This window comes from Enterococcus xiangfangensis, assembly GCF_005405365.1.
Lineage (GTDB): Bacteria > Bacillota > Bacilli > Lactobacillales > Enterococcaceae > Enterococcus_A > Enterococcus_A xiangfangensis.
Genome location: NZ_BJDX01000007.1, coordinates 25,331 through 41,263 on the forward strand (window position 1 = coordinate 25,331; position 15,933 = coordinate 41,263).

General features: G+C 38.6%; 16 protein-coding genes. 3 read left to right on the forward strand and 13 right to left on the reverse strand.

Features of this window, described 5'->3' with window-relative positions; translation table 11 throughout:
* Positions 1-34: 34 nt before the first annotated feature.
* Genes FFM68_RS09290 through FFM68_RS09310 form a run of 5 tightly spaced genes read right to left on the reverse strand, consistent with a single transcriptional unit; the run spans position 35 to position 3,723 of the window.
* Positions 35-892, reverse strand: a complete 858-nt coding sequence (locus FFM68_RS09290) for a PTS system mannose/fructose/sorbose family transporter subunit IID (RefSeq protein WP_137619067.1) — start codon at positions 890-892, stop codon at positions 35-37.
* Positions 892-1,659: a PTS mannose/fructose/sorbose/N-acetylgalactosamine transporter subunit IIC gene (locus FFM68_RS09295; protein ID WP_137609770.1), complete on the reverse strand. Its 768-nt coding sequence runs from the start codon at positions 1,657-1,659 to the stop codon at positions 892-894. Before FFM68_RS09295 ends, FFM68_RS09290 begins: the two co-directional genes overlap by 1 nt.
* Before the next feature lie 26 nt (positions 1,660-1,685).
* Positions 1,686-2,159, reverse strand: coding sequence for a PTS sugar transporter subunit IIB (locus FFM68_RS09300; protein WP_137609771.1), 474 nt, complete (start codon positions 2,157-2,159; stop codon positions 1,686-1,688).
* A 25-nt stretch (positions 2,160-2,184) separates the two neighbouring features.
* A complete protein-coding gene (locus FFM68_RS09305) occupies positions 2,185-2,616 on the reverse strand; it encodes a PTS sugar transporter subunit IIA (protein WP_137619068.1) in 432 nt (143 codons plus the stop codon).
* A gap of 33 nt (positions 2,617-2,649) precedes the next feature.
* A complete protein-coding gene (locus tag FFM68_RS09310) occupies positions 2,650-3,723 on the reverse strand; it encodes an alcohol dehydrogenase catalytic domain-containing protein (RefSeq protein WP_137619069.1) in 1,074 nt (357 codons plus the stop codon).
* 386 nt (positions 3,724-4,109) lie between these two features.
* On the opposite strand from FFM68_RS09310, the gene FFM68_RS09315 reads away from it, so the two are divergent.
* The gene (locus tag FFM68_RS09315; RefSeq protein ID WP_239585147.1) at positions 4,110-4,856 is read left to right on the forward strand and encodes a DeoR/GlpR family DNA-binding transcription regulator; all 747 of its coding nucleotides are present in this window, start codon (positions 4,110-4,112) and stop codon (positions 4,854-4,856) included.
* Positions 4,857-4,911: 55 nt separating this feature from the next.
* Here the strand turns inward: FFM68_RS09315 and FFM68_RS09320 are convergent, their stop codons facing one another.
* The gene (locus tag FFM68_RS09320; RefSeq protein WP_137619071.1) at positions 4,912-5,418 is read right to left on the reverse strand and encodes a DNA-3-methyladenine glycosylase I; all 507 of its coding nucleotides are present in this window, start codon (positions 5,416-5,418) and stop codon (positions 4,912-4,914) included.
* 340 nt (positions 5,419-5,758) lie between these two features.
* On the opposite strand from FFM68_RS09320, the gene FFM68_RS09325 reads away from it, so the two are divergent.
* The gene (locus tag FFM68_RS09325; RefSeq protein ID WP_137619072.1) at positions 5,759-6,676 is read left to right on the forward strand and encodes an ABC transporter ATP-binding protein; all 918 of its coding nucleotides are present in this window, start codon (positions 5,759-5,761) and stop codon (positions 6,674-6,676) included.
* Positions 6,669-7,439, forward strand: a complete 771-nt coding sequence (locus FFM68_RS09330; RefSeq protein WP_137619073.1) for an ABC transporter permease — start codon at positions 6,669-6,671, stop codon at positions 7,437-7,439. The genes FFM68_RS09325 and FFM68_RS09330 overlap by 8 nt, the downstream gene beginning before the upstream one ends.
* A gap of 45 nt (positions 7,440-7,484) precedes the next feature.
* Here the strand turns inward: FFM68_RS09330 and truA are convergent, their stop codons facing one another.
* The 7 genes from truA to FFM68_RS09365 all read right to left on the reverse strand — a co-directional run bounded on the left by truA (position 7,485) and on the right by FFM68_RS09365 (position 15,873).
* On the reverse strand, positions 7,485-8,222 hold the full coding sequence (truA, locus tag FFM68_RS09335; RefSeq protein WP_137619074.1) for a tRNA pseudouridine(38-40) synthase TruA: 738 nt from the start codon (positions 8,220-8,222) through the stop codon (positions 7,485-7,487).
* Between the two features lie 136 nt (positions 8,223-8,358).
* Positions 8,359-8,868, reverse strand: coding sequence for a DinB family protein (locus FFM68_RS09340; protein ID WP_137619075.1), 510 nt, complete (start codon positions 8,866-8,868; stop codon positions 8,359-8,361).
* A 184-nt stretch (positions 8,869-9,052) separates the two neighbouring features.
* Positions 9,053-10,666: an FAD-dependent oxidoreductase gene (locus tag FFM68_RS09345; RefSeq protein WP_137619076.1), complete on the reverse strand. Its 1,614-nt coding sequence runs from the start codon at positions 10,664-10,666 to the stop codon at positions 9,053-9,055.
* A 298-nt stretch (positions 10,667-10,964) separates the two neighbouring features.
* A complete protein-coding gene (locus FFM68_RS09350; RefSeq protein WP_239585148.1) occupies positions 10,965-11,390 on the reverse strand; it encodes a GNAT family N-acetyltransferase in 426 nt (141 codons plus the stop codon).
* Between the two features lie 31 nt (positions 11,391-11,421).
* Entirely contained in the window at positions 11,422-13,581 is a 2,160-nt protein-coding gene (locus tag FFM68_RS09355) for an ATP-dependent helicase (RefSeq protein WP_137619077.1), read from the reverse strand.
* A gap of 173 nt (positions 13,582-13,754) precedes the next feature.
* A complete protein-coding gene (locus FFM68_RS09360; protein ID WP_137619078.1) occupies positions 13,755-14,393 on the reverse strand; it encodes an NAD(P)H-binding protein in 639 nt (212 codons plus the stop codon).
* A gap of 154 nt (positions 14,394-14,547) precedes the next feature.
* Entirely contained in the window at positions 14,548-15,873 is a 1,326-nt protein-coding gene (locus tag FFM68_RS09365; RefSeq protein WP_137619079.1) for a CHAP domain-containing protein, read from the reverse strand.
* Between the last annotated feature and the right edge of the window lie 60 nt (positions 15,874-15,933).

Consider the following 15,933-nt stretch of genomic DNA (forward strand, 5'->3'; position numbering starts at 1 on the left):
TAAATGGAGTATCTTCCCTAACGTCGTTTTCAGCTTATATTGAGTTAACAATTAGGCCTATAGCGGCTAAAATCGCTCCACCAACAATTTGGATAACCAATACCTTGGTTGGTGTATATTTTTTTTGTTTCAAAAGATAGTATGTTATTAAAGTTACTCCTAGTGGTAGAATACCTTTTACCAATGCATCTAACACGTCTGTTTGAATTGACAAATTTTCTTTCCCACTTAGATGAATACTCAACGGTGTTGCAATCTTAACAAAATTTGCAGCTAAAGATCCAATAACGATTGCTCCCAAAGTTTGTGAAAAGGTCATGATATAAGATAGACGGCCGCCAGCCATCATCTTCTGGATTCCTTCTTTCCCTTGTTCGTACCCTTGAATCCATAAGAAGTAGGCAATTACTGTCATAATAATCCAATGTAGAGCAAAGAATAAAACTGGTCCCATAAAAATATTTCCCTCGGCCCCAAATGGTAGTGTGAATGATAGTAAGATTGGGATTAAAGTCCCTTGCCATAAAGTATCGCCAATACCAGCTAATGGTCCCATTAATCCGGTTTTTAATCCATTTATTGTTTGATCATTAATATCTGCTCCCAATGCTTTTTCTTCTTCCATAGCAATGGTCATTGATAAAATTGGTCCTCCAAAGGAGGGTTCTGTATTGAAAAATTGCATATGTCGTTCCAAAGCAGCCTTCATTTCATCTTCATCTTTTCCATATAACTTTTTTAAGATTGGACTAAAGGCATGAACTACCCCAGTAGCTTGGAGTCGTTCATAATTATAGTTTGCATGAGAAAAGAAGGTCCAACGCCAGAAAGCTTTAACAACGTCTTTTTTCGTCAATAATTTCTCTTTTTTGGGCTCTACAGCTTGCTCCATTATGCCAAACCTCCATTCTTATCTTTCAAATACAATTCGGTGAAGACGTAGCCGATAATAACTGCAAAAACAGCAATTGGCACAGATGGCAATCCAGAATAGATTGCTAACATAAATCCAAAAGTAAAGAATAATAATGTCCCTTTACCATTCATCGCACGTAGGTTCATAGCAATCCCCAGCGCTGGTAAAATACCACCGATAGCAGATAGAACATCAAGTGGTCGACCACTTAAAGCATCAACGATTCCTTCTACTGCATCCGCTCCTAAATAAGCAGCTAATGCAACAGGTACAACAGTAATTAAAAGTAAAAATAATTGCGGTGGAACAATATGAAGCCAGTTAATGCGATCAATCTTTCCTTCTTCAGCTGCTTTATCAGCCATATGAACAAATGTAATATCTACCGTCATATGAGCAACCCAGATCAACGTTCCTAATAATCCAATTGGTACAGCCAATGTTACGGCAACTGCTGGTTCAACTTTCGCAGCCATAGCTAAAGCGGTTCCAAGAGTTCCTGCAAGTGCAGGATCCATCGCAACAGTTCCTCCGGCTGAGATAAAAGCTAAATAAGGCAAGTTGATCGCAGCTCCAATGATACATCCTTGAACCGGGTCACCCAAAATTAATCCTACAACAGTCCCATTCACTAATGGGCGCATCCAGCCATGAGTTCCAACCAATGAAAGCCAAGGTGTTCCATTGATTCCAAGATAATAAACGACACCGATTAAAATTGCTTGGATTAGACTTATTTTCATTTCTCTACTCCTTTTATTAAATTTTTTTATAGCAATCCTTCAATTGCTTGTGAACCCTGATCAGGAATTACATGAATCTTCATTTTTACATTCTGACCAACAATTTTTCTAAAGGTTTCTTTTTCTTCTTCTGATGCGGAGATATTTTTATAAAATGTTTTGCGGTCTTTTCGTGCGCCCATTCCACCGATAATAATCTCATCAAATTTCACGCCGTTTTCAATCAATTTCCAATATGTTTGCGGTTCTTTAGCTAAAACAATAATCTTATGCCCATCTGGAACATTAGCAAGCAACTCTGCACCGGCTGTGACATCTAAAATAGATAACTTGATTCCATTAGGTACAGCCATTGACATAATTGATTTGGTAAACTCATCGGCTGCTGTTGCGTCATCCACGATGACGATATGATTTCCTCCTGTAAATTGTAGCCACGCAGTCATTACTTGCCCGTGAATCAAACGATCATCGATTCTTGCTAATACGATTTCTCCCATTTCTATACACTCCTAATTTTTATTTTCACCTGTTTGAATTTTTTTCTAGTTTTTCCATTTCTTCCAAAAATTCCTTGATGCCTTCTTTTCCCGCAGTCATGGCTGCTTGATACATTGTTTCTAAATCTGCACCAATCATTCGTTGATTAAAAGCCTCAATAATTAGTGGTAAATTCACTCCTGAGATCAAGCGATAACTATGATCCTTCAATTTATTAAAAGATAAAGCTGTTTGATTGTATGGACTCGCAGAAAATAGATCAGCTAAAACTAAAACCCCATCTCCTTTATCTAACTGACGAATTCCCGTTTGAATTTTTTCTCCAAATTCAACAATATCATCACCATGTTTCAATCCTAATGTTTGATACTCTTCCTGTTCACCCATGATGAGACTTAAGCCGTCCATTATTCCTGTAGCCATTTCTCCATGAGTAACGATTAATATTCCTGTCATACTTTCCACCTCATTTTTTCTTTGATTTGAAACTTACCAATCGAAATGCATAACTGTCTTATTCCAACCAGGATTTTTAACGAATTTCTCCATGACCTGTCTAAAATCTTCGCCACTTGAAATTTCAGAAAGTTGTTTAGGTAAAATTTTGCTTAATGCATTACGATAGTCCGGGTTCATCATCCCTTTAATCACAGCTTCAAAATCAATTGTCGATGAACGGCTACTACCATGAGCAGTAATTCCTTTTTCCAATATATCTCTTGTATCAAGAGGTACTAATTCTTCTGTAACACCCATAAAAATAATATCTGCCAATGAGTCTGCAAGCTCAATTGCTTGATTAAGAGCACTCTCACTAAATTTACCGCCCGTACATTCAATCAGAACATCAAATTTTTCTTTTGAATTTTTAAAATCATAAGTCAATACATTCTCAGTTCTAGCAAAATCAAAATGTACTAGTTTATCATCTGCTGCACCAAAAACGACAAAACGATCTGCATCAATTCCATATAAATATTTCAACATGACTGCAGTAAAGTAGCCTACAGGTCCATCCCCAAAAAGAGCAACTCGAGTATCTGATTTTTTCAATTTGTCTTCTACATGGCTAATCGCATGGTGAGAAACAGAAGATAACTCAGATAAAACAGCAATTTCATTAGGAACTTCATCTGGAATCCGTACCAAGCATTCTTCAGGATGAACTAAGCGACTCTGTGCCATCCCATCATATCCACTACCTAAAAATGCATTTCCTTTTGAATAGTTCACAGGAACACTAGGCTTTTGCTGAATTTCTGGATGTAAAATTTGTCCTGGTATATTTGGCACAACTACTACACGATCACCTACAGTGAATTTATCCGAGCGAGTCTCTTTAACGACTCCTATTCCCTCATGTAATAAGGCCATAGGCAATTTTTTAGCTAGAGCCTCCGGTCGCCGCAATCCTGCAAAATATCTTAAATCTGCATGACAAATACTGGCATATGTCGGCTCTACTACTACCCAATTCTCAGGAATTTCCCTTGTTTTATTGACTTCTTTAATTACTCCTGGCTCAACTAGACTAAATACTCTTGATTCAACCGAATTTACCATTACATTTCCTCCTCATTACCAAGCGCTCATTTGCACTCTTCTTGGCTCGTTAATGAGTATATCATCCTAATACATTTTTGTAAACGCTTTAAATGAAAAATACTAAATATTTTTGCACAGTCCATTTATAGTATTAAATGCTGTATTTCTATGAACACAAGGATTTTATAGGATACTACTTCTCCTTTGTCCATTAATTTGATAAAAATAATATTTATTACAACAGCACTCAAAATAACTCGTTATCACACGATATATCTCTTTTCCATTGACACTTTCTATTGTTTTACATAAACTAAGTTTAAAGAGTAGAAATGACTTTCTAAAATATTTACAAATCTTATAAGAGGGTGAATGAAATGCTCACAGGCGAGCGGAGAGTAAGATTGTTAGAAGAAATTGAAAAAAAACAATTTATTTCTGTAATACAATTATCTGAAATATTTCAGGTTCATGAGACTACTATTCGAAGAGATCTTGATGAATTAGAATCACAGGGTCTTGTTATACGAATTCATGGTGGTGTTGTTCCAGCAAGTATCAAACATGATGAACCAGTGTTTGAAGATCGTGCAACTGAAAATATGCTTGAGAAAACAAATATTGGAAAATACGCTACTAAGTATATAAAAAGTGGTGAAGCTATTATTTTAGATTCTGGAACGACAACATTGCAAATTGCTAAAACGTTAAATGAAATGCCGCATCTACAAGACATCACAATTATTACTAATGATGTAAATATCGCTTCTGTCCTTCGATCTAATCGAAATATTACTACCATTGTTACCGGGGGAACGCTCTTTCATGATAGCTACATGTTGAATGGTCAAATCGCTAACGAGACCTTACAGAAGCTCAGTGTAGATAAAATTTTCGTTGCTACTCCTGCCCTTAACGTAGAAAAAGGACTAACTCATTTTAATGAGTTATTAATTACGACAAAAAAAAATATGATCGAAGCTTCAGCAAAAAAAATCGTTGTTACTGATCATACAAAAATTGGCCGACGAGCTCTGTATACTTTTCTTCCTATTGATCAGATTGACTTACTGATTACTGACAATCAAACAGATAAAAAGCTAATTGATGAGATGTATAAAAATGGAATCAAACGAATTGAAACTATTTAGCAAAAAATGACTGTGAATAGAGTAAAGAAATCTTAGTACCTACGGTTTCTTCACTCTATTCTACTATCTGATCTTGAATGATCCCAGCGGCTTTAAGAAACATACAGGTAACGATTGGTCCAACATAGACGAAACCGCGTTTTTTCATATCTTTAGCGATTACAGTGGCTTCTGACAACGTGTTGGGTACTTCATCTTTTAGCTCGTACTCATGGATGATTGGCACACCGCCTGTAAAATCCCATAGGTATTCAGCAAAACTATCATATTCCTTTAACAGTGTAACGATTGCACGGGCATTTGCTACTATTGCCCGAATTTTCCGCGGATTGCGGATCATTTCGGGATCGTTGACAATTTGTTCAAGATCTTCTGGAAAAAAGGCTGCGACTTGATGGAAATCCATGTCACAAAAATTTCTTTCAAAAATTTCCCGCTTGCCGGCAGCTATTTGCCAGCTCAGTCCCGCCTGAAAAACGCCGACTGTCAGCAATAAAAACAACATCCGATCGTCATGTGTGGGTTTTCCCCATTGATCCCTATACCATTGTGATTTCTTCATGAACTTCACCTCCGTCTAATCATACAAAAACCGCTCACCTTTCCACCAGTACTTTTTCTAACTTTTTTAACGGTTCTCATTATATTTTTTGCAATAACAGCTTATTTTTCAACTTTTTTATTTTCTGAACAATCAAATGAAGTCGTTACGCTTGCGATGCTCAAAAGGAATGATAAAATAAAGAGTCACACTAAACTAATGGTCTCACTCATTTTGATTTTGTTGCTTAAAATGGATGTGCCGACTGCTCTGATCATGTTTTAGCATTTTAGAAAATAGATTTTTCAATTGACTATTTACGTCGTCAGGATTAGTAAAAAATACATAAGGAGTACAGTTAATGAGCAATGCACTTGAAATAAAAGATTTAAAGAAAGTATACGCAACTGGAGTTGAAGCTTTAAAAGGAATTGATTTGACTGTTGAAGCAGGTGATTTCTACGCGTTATTGGGTCCTAATGGCGCCGGAAAATCCACGACGATTGGGATCATCACTTCCTTAGTCAATAAAACTGCCGGTAATGTCAAAGTTTTTGATTACGATTTAGACACAGACTTAGTGATGGCCAAACAGCAAATTGGTTTGGTACCGCAGGAATTTAATTTCAATCCTTTTGAAACAGTCCAACAAATCGTTGTCAATCAAGCCGGATACTACGGTGTGCCCCGCAAAGAGGCCTTGATTCGCAGTGAAAAATATTTGAAGCAATCCGACTTATGGGAAAAACGTAATGTGCGGGCACGAATGCTTTCTGGTGGGATGAAACGTCGTTTGATGATCGCTCGAGCATTGATGCATGAACCACGTCTGCTGATTTTAGATGAACCGACTGCTGGTGTTGATATCGAATTGCGTCGGGAAATGTGGGCGTTTCTTAAAGAGCTGAATGAAAATGGGACTACGATCATTTTAACGACTCATTACTTAGAAGAAGCGGAGATGCTTTGCCGCAACATCGGAATCATTCAATCTGGTGAATTGATTGAAAACACTAGCATGAAATCATTATTAGCTAAACTACAATTTGAAACATTTATTTTTGATCTGGCTCCTTACGACAAAAAGCCTGAGATCCATGGTTTCAAACATACTTTTGAAGACGAACAGACCCTCGAAGTAGAAGTCATTCGCGATCAAGGGATCAATGGTGTTTTCGAACAATTATCAAACCAAGGAATTAAAGTCCTTTCTATGCGAAACAAATCCAACCGCTTAGAAGAACTATTCCTAAAAATCACGGAGGAAAAACATGTCTAATTTATATTTCACTGCTCTTAAAAGTCTGGCAGTCAAAGAAACCAACCGCTATTTGCGGATCTGGGTGCAGACTTTAGTTCCGCCAGTCATTACTACTTCTTTATATTTTGTCATTTTTGGAAATTTGATCGGCGGACGCATCGGTGATATGGCTGGATTTTCTTATATGGAATTTATCGTCCCCGGCTTGATCATGATGTCTGTGATCACCAGTTCTTATGCTAATGTCTCTTCTTCATTTTTCTCACAAAAATTCCAAAAAAATATCGAAGAGATCTTAGTCGCCCCGGTACCCACTCATATCATTATTTGGGGATTTGTGATCGGCGGAATCGGACGAAGTGTATTAGTCGGAGCATTAGTTACGATCATTTCACTATTTTTTGTCCCGCTTCATGTTTATTCATGGCTGATCATCATCATCACTTTATTGATGACGTCCATTTTATTTTCATTGGCAGGGTTATTAAATGGTATTTTTGCCCAATCTTTTGATGACGTTTCGATCGTACCAACGTTTGTTTTACAGCCGCTGACTTATTTAGGCGGTGTCTTCTATGCGATTTCGATGCTGCCGCCATTCTGGCAAGCTGTTTCAAAAATCAATCCGATTGTTTATATGATCTCTGGTTTCCGTTATGGTTTCCTCGGTGTTATGGATGTCTCAATTATCGTGTCGATGTCTGTCTTAGTATTATTTATCGTCGTTCTTTACAGCATTTGCTGGTATTTGATTGATCGCGGACGCGGATTAAGAAGTTAAAAAAAAACTGATTTTGAGTAAATACTCAAAATCAGTTTTTTTAATTTAATAATAGACTTGGTCTAAGAAAAGGCCTTGGGCAGGTGCTGTCTCACCAGCGGCTTCTCTGACTTTATTTTCTAATACCTCATCGATAATTGTTACTGGTAGTTTTCCTGCACCGATTTCTAAAATGGTCCCCATTAAGATTCGGACCATTTTGTGCAAGAAGCCATCACCGATAAATGTGAAGTGCAGCATGCTGCCTTCACGTTCGATCAAAATATTTTCAATCGTTCGAGTCGTTGATTTTTTTGTTTTTTTCAGCGCAGAAAAACCAAGAAAATCATGTTTACCGATCAATTTTTCGCAAGCTTCGTTCATTTTATCCATATCTAATGCTTGCGGGAAATAGAAGCTGTGATACCGCTCAAAAGCTGTTGGAACTGGATCATTCCAAACGTAATAACTGTATTGTTTGCCTTTGACATTATACCGTGCGTGGAAACGCTCCGGCACCTCTTCTACTTTTACCACTACGATGTCGCTTGGTAAATAACGATTAAAAAATTCCAGCATCTCATTGCGGGCCATTTCAGAATTTGTTTTGAAATTTGCCACTTGTCCCCTAGCATGAGTCCCAGCATCCGTTCGGCCAGAACCAATGATCTCAATTTTCTCACCAGTCATCTGGGCGATCACACTTTCAATTTTTCCTTGGATCGTTTTTTCTGAATCACCCAAGCGCTGCCAGCCAAGGTAGCGTTTGCCGTCATATTCGATCGTTAACTTGATATTTCGCATAGGATTTTATCCTCCTCTAAAATTTCACACTGACTCACTGTACCACATAAGCTGAAGATGCTCTAGTAGGACAAAAAGAAAACTGAAACACAAAGTAACAGTGCTTCAGCTTTTTGATCAACTTGCTTTTAAAAAATCATTTTCCAATCACTAAGCGTCTAGTATAGACGGCTTGACCTGAATGCATCACGGCATCATCGATTGCTGAAACGATCCGGACTTGTCGCGTGACGGGTGGATCCCAGTTTGTGTCAATCACATCAGAAAAACTTGCCTCATCAATTTTTTTCAAATAGTGTTTAGTAAATTCAATGCTGACAGCCAAATAATCCAATACTAATTGTCGATCAGTCACGATGACTTTTGCGGCTTCTGCTGGTGTATGGCGCCAATCTTCCGTGTCATCAGGCAAGTCTAAGCCAAATTTTTCTGACCAACCGTCGCTCGTCCACAACGGTTCCGTTTCATTTAAGCCAGAAATTTGGATGTCTAACTCTCGCGCTGTGTGCCACATCAGCCAAGTCACTGATTTGATCAAAGGAGCGGGCATTTTATTCGCTTCATCGATCGTCATTTGCTCAAAGGTCTCTTCAAAACGTTCCTGTGCACGATCCAGCATTTCTGTTGTTAATTGCAAGTCTTTCATCATGATCCCTCCTAAGTCGCTACTTTCACTCTACTACAGCAACTTTTCACTTTCAAATCGATTCTGTTATCGTAGAAAAAGATTTTCGACTTGTTTTGTCCTTCAAAAAGTTAACGTCAAAATTTATTCTGTTCGCTTGGCATTTTTGAATCAGTTGTGACATTGCGTCGCAACTCCTAACAGCTTATTCTTCGATCAAAATTGCAGGGATACCAAAACCAGCTAAGATTCGTGCTGAAGTATACGTATTTAATCCCTTTCTAAACGTGATATAGACTTTGCGATCTCTAGGGATCTCATTGATTCGTTCCCGCAATTCATTCATCGGGATATTTTTGCTAGCTTCGATGCTGCCTGATTTAGCTTTATCTGTTTCACGAATATCTAAGAAAAAGGCCGTTGCCAAATCTTCTGCGGGAATATCAGCAGCTTTGATTGTCTCCACTACATTTGTCATTTGGTTGATTGCTACATAACCGGCAATATTCAGTGGATCTCGTGTTGTAGAATAAGGCGGTGAATAGGGCAATTCCAAATCAGGTAAATCAAATACTGTTAAATTTCCAGTGATTGCTACAGATAGTTCGCCCATCCGCTTATCCACACCTTTTTCGCCGACCGCTTGTCCACCTAAAATTTTTCCGCTCGTTGCATCAAAAATAATTTTTAAATTCAATCGTTTTGCTTCTGGATAGAAATAAGCATGATCAAAAGGTGTCACAAAAATTGATTTATAATTTGTGATTCCCGCGGCTTTTAGTGCATGTTCCGTCATTCCGGCATAGCTAGCAGTGTAATCAAAAATTTTCGCCACACCGGCACCGATGTATCCGCGATAACGCATCGGCGTCCCATTGACTATGTCTGCCAGCATGTGGCCTTGGCGGTTTGCGGCGCTAGACAGCATGCTGGAGGTTGCGAGGCCTGTTACTAAACTGGTCGTTTTGATAATATCGCCGATCGCATAAATGTCCGGCACATTTGTTTCCAGCTGATCATTGACAATGATTTGTCCATCCTCAGCTAGCTTGATCCCTGCATTTTTTGTCATTTCATTGTTTGGGGCCACGCCGGTCGCAAATAAAATCAAGTCAGGATTCAGAATCGATCCATCAGATAAGACGACTTCTTTTCCTGCGTGATTGATTTTTTCTACCCGAGTACTCAAATGGATCTTCAGTCCATTTTCAATCAATTTATCATAAATCAAATCAGCGATTTCTTCATCATAAGGAAAAGCGACTTGCGGTAATTGATCGACTAAAGTGACATCTAAGCCGCGATGCTTGAAGTTTTCTGCTAATTCTAACCCCATCACACCGGCACCTAAAACCAATACACTTTTCGGATCATGTTTATCGATATATGTTTTGATCTCAGCTGCGTCTGTGACACTTCGCAAAATAAATCCGTTCGTTGCTTCATTCGCTCCCTCAATTGGTGGCAATGTTGGACGCGCACCTGAAGAGATGACTAATTTGTCATAATTCGTCGTCGTCTCTGCTCCTGTCTGCAGATTCTTAACAACTAACTGTTTTTTGTCTGGATCAATTGATTGGACTTCATGTTTTGGAAACACATCGATATTATTTTTTACTTTTAATATTTCTGGTGTACGTTCAATCAGCGAGTCTAAATCATCGATCACACCGCCCAAATAATAAGGCAACGCACAACTAGCATAAGAAATATCTTCTCCTCGTTCATAGATCACGATCTCGTGTTCTTCATTCAACCGACGCAAACGCGTGGCAAATGAGGGGCCCCCCGCTACTCCACCAATAACAACAAATTTCATACTACCCTCTCCTTTTTCAGCTAAAAAACTCAATTTTTAAACACTTGATCAAGTCGCCAACTTTACAACAAAAGTAAACCTTGCGACCGGTATTCTTCCTTGATAATACTATTTTTTCAAAAGCCCGGCAAAGAATCTTTCTCTAGGAATAGCTTTATTTGAAAACGGTTTGGTTTTTAGATTTTTGAACAACAAAAAACTGATAACACGCGTGCTATCAGTTGCCTGCTGGTGATGAAATGCAACGTAATGTTTAGCTGTTGCAACCATCCAACACCTGATCTTTCAAGGAATCGGGTTAGATTTTTTTACTTAAAGTGATGCAAGGGATGCCGTCTTCATCGTACGGTTTACCAACGCGGTGATACCCCAATGATTCATAAAATTCTGCCGCCGTTAATTCTGCGTGGATCAAAAGTTGTTCAAAGTGCTCGTTGATTGCCAAGTCTTCCAATGCGTTTACCACTTGGCGTCCTAATTGTTTTCGCCGATGTTCTTTCAAAACCGCTACCCGTCCGATACGAGCAATTTTATCGCTCTCCTTTAAAAATCGAGCGGTCGCAAGCGGCTGTGTTCCTTCAAAAATTACACTGTAACTAGCATTCGCATCATTTTGATCAAATTCATCCGTCAAAGCGATGCCCTTTTCTAAAACAAAAACTTCCATCCGGATATAACTGCTGGCTGCTCGTAAATAAGCTGCCGTTCCTACTTCTAGTCTCAACGCTTTACAAACTCCTTTTAAGCTTTTTTAATCAACTGTCTACAATACTCGCTGCTTTCGAATAATCTTTTATGGACAACCCCGCTTCTTTTAAAAAAGGAGAGGGGGTGATCGATTTATTATTGATCGTCTTAGGAAAGGTAATATACAAATTCTCTTTTGCCCGCGTGATCGCGACATACATCAATCTGCGTTGTTCTTCAATCGTCGTAGGCGGAGCCGCCTCTTCTTTAGCCTTTTGCAGATCACAATCCGCTTTTTTAACGGCATGATGATTTGGCAAGGCGTCTTGGTAAACACCTTTAATAAAAATATTTTTCTTGCCTAGACCTTTGCTAGCATGGATTGACAATAAATAAACTGCATTTAATTTTTCTTGATCATAGTCGTTCAGTCGTTTTTTCATTCCTTTATTTTGCTGACTGGCTTGTTGAAACGCTGACAGCAGACCCGGCCAATCACCCGCTGAAGATAATTCGTGGCGCAACCAATCAACTTCTTCTTCACTCAAATCTTTTTTGAATTTCGGAGTAGCTAACAGCGCTTCTGCCAACGCTCCTAGATTCAAGTACTTGCGTTGATAGAACAAATAGATTTGCTTAAAAAATTCTTTGGCTTGATCTTGTGAGGCTTGCGAAAGTTTTCTTTCGCTAACTAAAAAAGCGACTAAATCATTGATCTTAAATTTATTTTTACGGAATAATGCTTCACTGAATTGGGCACTTTCCCCGAATTTGATATAGTGATAAAACGCATACTGCTGAATGATCGTCTTTAGTGCTTCATTTTTTTGCTGCATAGATGTCGCTGAATCCAACAAGGTTAATTGTTGGAATAGTGTTTTGAATAGCGGCAGACCAAAAATCCCTAATAAATCGTCGTTCGTTGGTGTAACAAAAGGAATCTTTTGTTTTGTCAGCTGCTTTAACAACGACCGTAATTGGATACGCGTTGGATACAGTACCATTGTATCGCGATAATCTGGACTGCCGTCACTTAACGGTGTTTGTTGTGCTAATTCTTGAATCTTTTCTCCGATCCAACTTGCTTCTTGTTCATCATCGGAAAAACTCAGTCCATAACAATCATGCTGACTTGCCGATTCTTTAGCTGTCATCCTTTTAGCTAAACGATCGTGTGCATTCTGTTGAATCAAGCGATTGCCAGCAGCTACAATCGGTGCGTCTGAACGGTAATTAGTCATCAGCTGTAACGAAGTCTGCTGATATTCTTGTTCAAATTCTTTGATATAATTTGGCTCAGCGCCACGAAAATAGTAGATACTTTGATCGTCATCCCCGACAATGATCAGCTTACTTGAAATTTTTTTCGAAGTCGCTTTATCAGGCGGACAAATCAAAGCAACGATTTGTTTTTGCAGCGGATTAATGTCTTGAAATTCATCGATAAAAATATAGCGATATTTTTTTTGCAAAGATTGCCGTGCTGTTGCATCATTTTCTAAAATCAGTTTTAAATTAAATAACATATCGTCAAAGGTAATAAATCGTTGGGCCTTTTTCAACATAGCCAATTCGGCCAAAAATTGCTGGAAAATGTCACTTAATTTTTGATTTGGAATCAATTCTTTGGCATCAAAATATTTAGCGACAAACTCGACCATTGCTTGATCTGAATAGCCCATATTACGCCAATAACTGATTCTAGAAGCGATTGTCCGTTCTTCAAATTTATCAAAATTATATAGCCGATATTTTTTGATTAGTTGATTGATTCCTTGATAATACTGTTCTTCATCAATGACTCCTTCGATTCCCCACTGCTTCAAGTGAGGCATTTGGCTCGTCAGCTCATTGTATTCTGCATTGAACCAGCCATGGAATGTCTGAACAGCGATTTTCGTATGCCCACCTAGGTATTGATTGATCCGAGCTTCCATTTCTAATTTTGCCTTACGCGAAAAAGTACACATCATGATTGTCTTCGGATCGACTTGCCGTTCTAAAACCAGATAAGCTGCCTTTGCACAAATCGTTTGTGTCTTTCCACTACCGGCACCAGCAATGATCCGTAAATGGGTATTCATTGGAAAGCGAATCGCGGCTAGTTGTTCTTCACTAAAAGAATTCCCGCCATTTTTTGCGATCAATTGTTGCAACGTCGTACGATCGGCTAGATTTGGCACGGTCTCAAGCAAATCAGATTCTATAGATTGTTGCTTAGTAAACATCTTTAAACAAGTTCCCTTCTACACAAAAAATCATACTTGTTCATTATAACGGAATCCTTCTTTTTTGATAGCCCTGGATACTAGAAGCACAAATTTATTTTGTTGTCTCGCTCAGCTAAAACAAATTCAACCAAAATAAAGACACGGGAAATTTTCACCGTGTCTTTTTTGAATTAATTGTACCAAGCGGGCTTGTCACCATCCGTATTTGGTTTATTAACACCGAGAGATTCACCGAGATAAAGCTCTGGATCGAGGATGATCTTAGTAACTAAATCAGCGATGCTTGCTCGTGAAACTTCTGTTCCTTTAAAGGCCTGACCTTTATAAGTCAGTTCGTAGGCAACTTCGGTCTGATCATCTAGCCACGCCGGGCGAATAATCGTATAGTCTAATCCCGAATCTTCAATTACACTAGCAGCTTCAGCATAAGTTTCTAAATAACCACCGTCTAACTGTTCATGATTCCATTTACCATAATTGCCAGGAACTTCGTCATAAATTCCTAAAGTCGAGATCCAGATCAAACGCTTGACCCCTTTAGTCTTCATCGCAGCAACTACATTTCGTGCTTCTTCAACGATCTCTCCTGCCAGATTTGCATAAACGATCTCACTACCGGTCATCGCTTGTTGTAAATCAAATAAGCTGGTCGCATTTCCTTCGATTAACCATTCTTTTGCAGGATCCTCGATCTGCAATCGTGCTGAGTTTCGTAAAAAAAGTTTTTGCTGAATGTCGTGAGCCAACAGATTTTTTGTTACAAGCTGAGCGATTTTTCCATGGGCTCCTAAAACCAATACTTGTTTCATAAGTGATTCCTTCTTTCAAAAATAAAAACACTTTGACCTGATCACGTGTTATATGCTAGCACTTTTCCAACAACCACTCAAACATAAGTACTCACACAATTTTTTTGCAGTAAAAAAGAGTCCTCGATTTCTCGAGAACTCTTCGCTGATTTGCTTAAGGATGAATATATTGTAGTCCTGATGCACTTAATGTTGCAGTATTTGGACCATTCGGCGTTGGGAATCCCATACCGCCTTGAGTGATCGTAATCGTGTTGTTTGAAGCATTGTATGATTGAACATACGCAACGTGTCCATAGGAAGGATCCGCGTTCCATGTACCTACCGATTGTCCTTGTGCAAAGACAACGATCGAACCGGCAGCAGGCGTTCCGTCTACTTGGAAACCGTCAGCTGCTGCTGATGCACCCCATTGACAGCCGTTACCCCAATATGTTCCAGCCCATGGTGCAACAGTTTTAACGTACCAAGTACATTGACCGACTGCATACATGTTACCTGAACCAGTATGATCTACTTTTCCACCAGTACTTGGAGTTGGTGTTGGCGTAGGTGTGCTGATTTTTTCTGTTGAACTGCTTCCGGTTGAACTGCTTTCAGTTGAAGACGACGTTGAACTTGCTTCACTTGCTGAAGTTTCTTCAGATGTCGAACTTTCTGCAGCTGCTTGTGCTTGTTCTTTCTCAGCTTTTGCTTGCGATTCTTCAAAGGCTTTTTGAGCTTTTGCCGCTTCTTTAGCTTGACGTGCTTCTTCAGCTTTACGCGCTTTTTCAGCAGCTTGTTGTTGTTTTAAGATACGCGCTTGTTCTGCTTTTGCCGCTTCTTGTTGTTTCTTCAATTTAGCTTTATCTTGTTCAGCTGTTGCTTGTTCTGCTGCGTAATTTGCTTTCACAACATTCAATTCAGCTTGTTTGTTAGCAATCGTATTTTTTTGTGCTTCTAATTCTTTTTGGTTGGCTTGGATTTCAGCAACTTTTGTTTCATTATCTTTAACTTTTGCTTCTACTGCTGCTTCATCCGCTTTTTGCTGTTCCATCAAAGATTTATTAGCTTTTACAATCGTTGACATCGCTTGTACACGACCGATCACATCTGATAATGAATCTGCTTCTAACACAGCTGAAACATAGTTCGTTGCTTGTCCTTTAACTTGTGTATCACGTGCTTGATTTTTGATTGTTTCATTACGTTTTGCGATACGTACTTTTAAAACGGCAATTTTATCTTGCAATTTCATTGTATCTTTATTTAATTGATCTTGCTTTGCTTCTAAGTCTTTAACTTTTCCGCTAACTGCTGCAATTTCATTTGTTAATTCATCGATTTGGATTTGAACATCAGATTGCTTCCCTTGCAGGTCACTGATTTTTTGATCTTTTTCTTGAATTTGTTGATCATAATTATCTGCTAACGCGATACTTGGTACTGCTGATACAGCAAATGTGCACACCAACAACGCTGATATAATACTTTTTTTCACTAAATAATTCCTCCGGCTATTATGCTGATTTAAAATGATAGATCTCATAACGTCAGAAGT

What these genes read in the sequence shown, in the direction of transcription:
- FFM68_RS09290 (WP_137619067.1), bottom strand. Translation starts at nt 892, where the DNA reads ATGGAGCAAGCTGTAGAGCCCAAAAAAGAGAAATTATTGACGAAAAAA.
- FFM68_RS09295 (WP_137609770.1), bottom strand. Translation starts at nt 1,659, where the DNA reads ATGAAAATAAGTCTAATCCAAGCAATTTTAATCGGTGTCGTTTATTAT.
- FFM68_RS09300 (WP_137609771.1), bottom strand. Translation starts at nt 2,159, where the DNA reads ATGGGAGAAATCGTATTAGCAAGAATCGATGATCGTTTGATTCACGGG.
- FFM68_RS09305 (WP_137619068.1), bottom strand. Translation starts at nt 2,616, where the DNA reads ATGACAGGAATATTAATCGTTACTCATGGAGAAATGGCTACAGGAATA.
- FFM68_RS09310 (WP_137619069.1), bottom strand. Translation starts at nt 3,723, where the DNA reads ATGGTAAATTCGGTTGAATCAAGAGTATTTAGTCTAGTTGAGCCAGGA.
- FFM68_RS09320 (WP_137619071.1), bottom strand. Translation starts at nt 5,418, where the DNA reads ATGAAGAAATCACAATGGTATAGGGATCAATGGGGAAAACCCACACAT.
- FFM68_RS09325 (WP_137619072.1), top strand. Translation starts at nt 5,759, where the DNA reads ATGAGCAATGCACTTGAAATAAAAGATTTAAAGAAAGTATACGCAACT.
- FFM68_RS09330 (WP_137619073.1), top strand. Translation starts at nt 6,669, where the DNA reads ATGTCTAATTTATATTTCACTGCTCTTAAAAGTCTGGCAGTCAAAGAA.
- truA (WP_137619074.1), bottom strand. Translation starts at nt 8,222, where the DNA reads ATGCGAAATATCAAGTTAACGATCGAATATGACGGCAAACGCTACCTT.
- FFM68_RS09340 (WP_137619075.1), bottom strand. Translation starts at nt 8,868, where the DNA reads ATGAAAGACTTGCAATTAACAACAGAAATGCTGGATCGTGCACAGGAA.
- FFM68_RS09345 (WP_137619076.1), bottom strand. Translation starts at nt 10,666, where the DNA reads ATGAAATTTGTTGTTATTGGTGGAGTAGCGGGGGGCCCCTCATTTGCC.
- FFM68_RS09355 (WP_137619077.1), bottom strand. Translation starts at nt 13,581, where the DNA reads ATGTTTACTAAGCAACAATCTATAGAATCTGATTTGCTTGAGACCGTG.
- FFM68_RS09360 (WP_137619078.1), bottom strand. Translation starts at nt 14,393, where the DNA reads ATGAAACAAGTATTGGTTTTAGGAGCCCATGGAAAAATCGCTCAGCTT.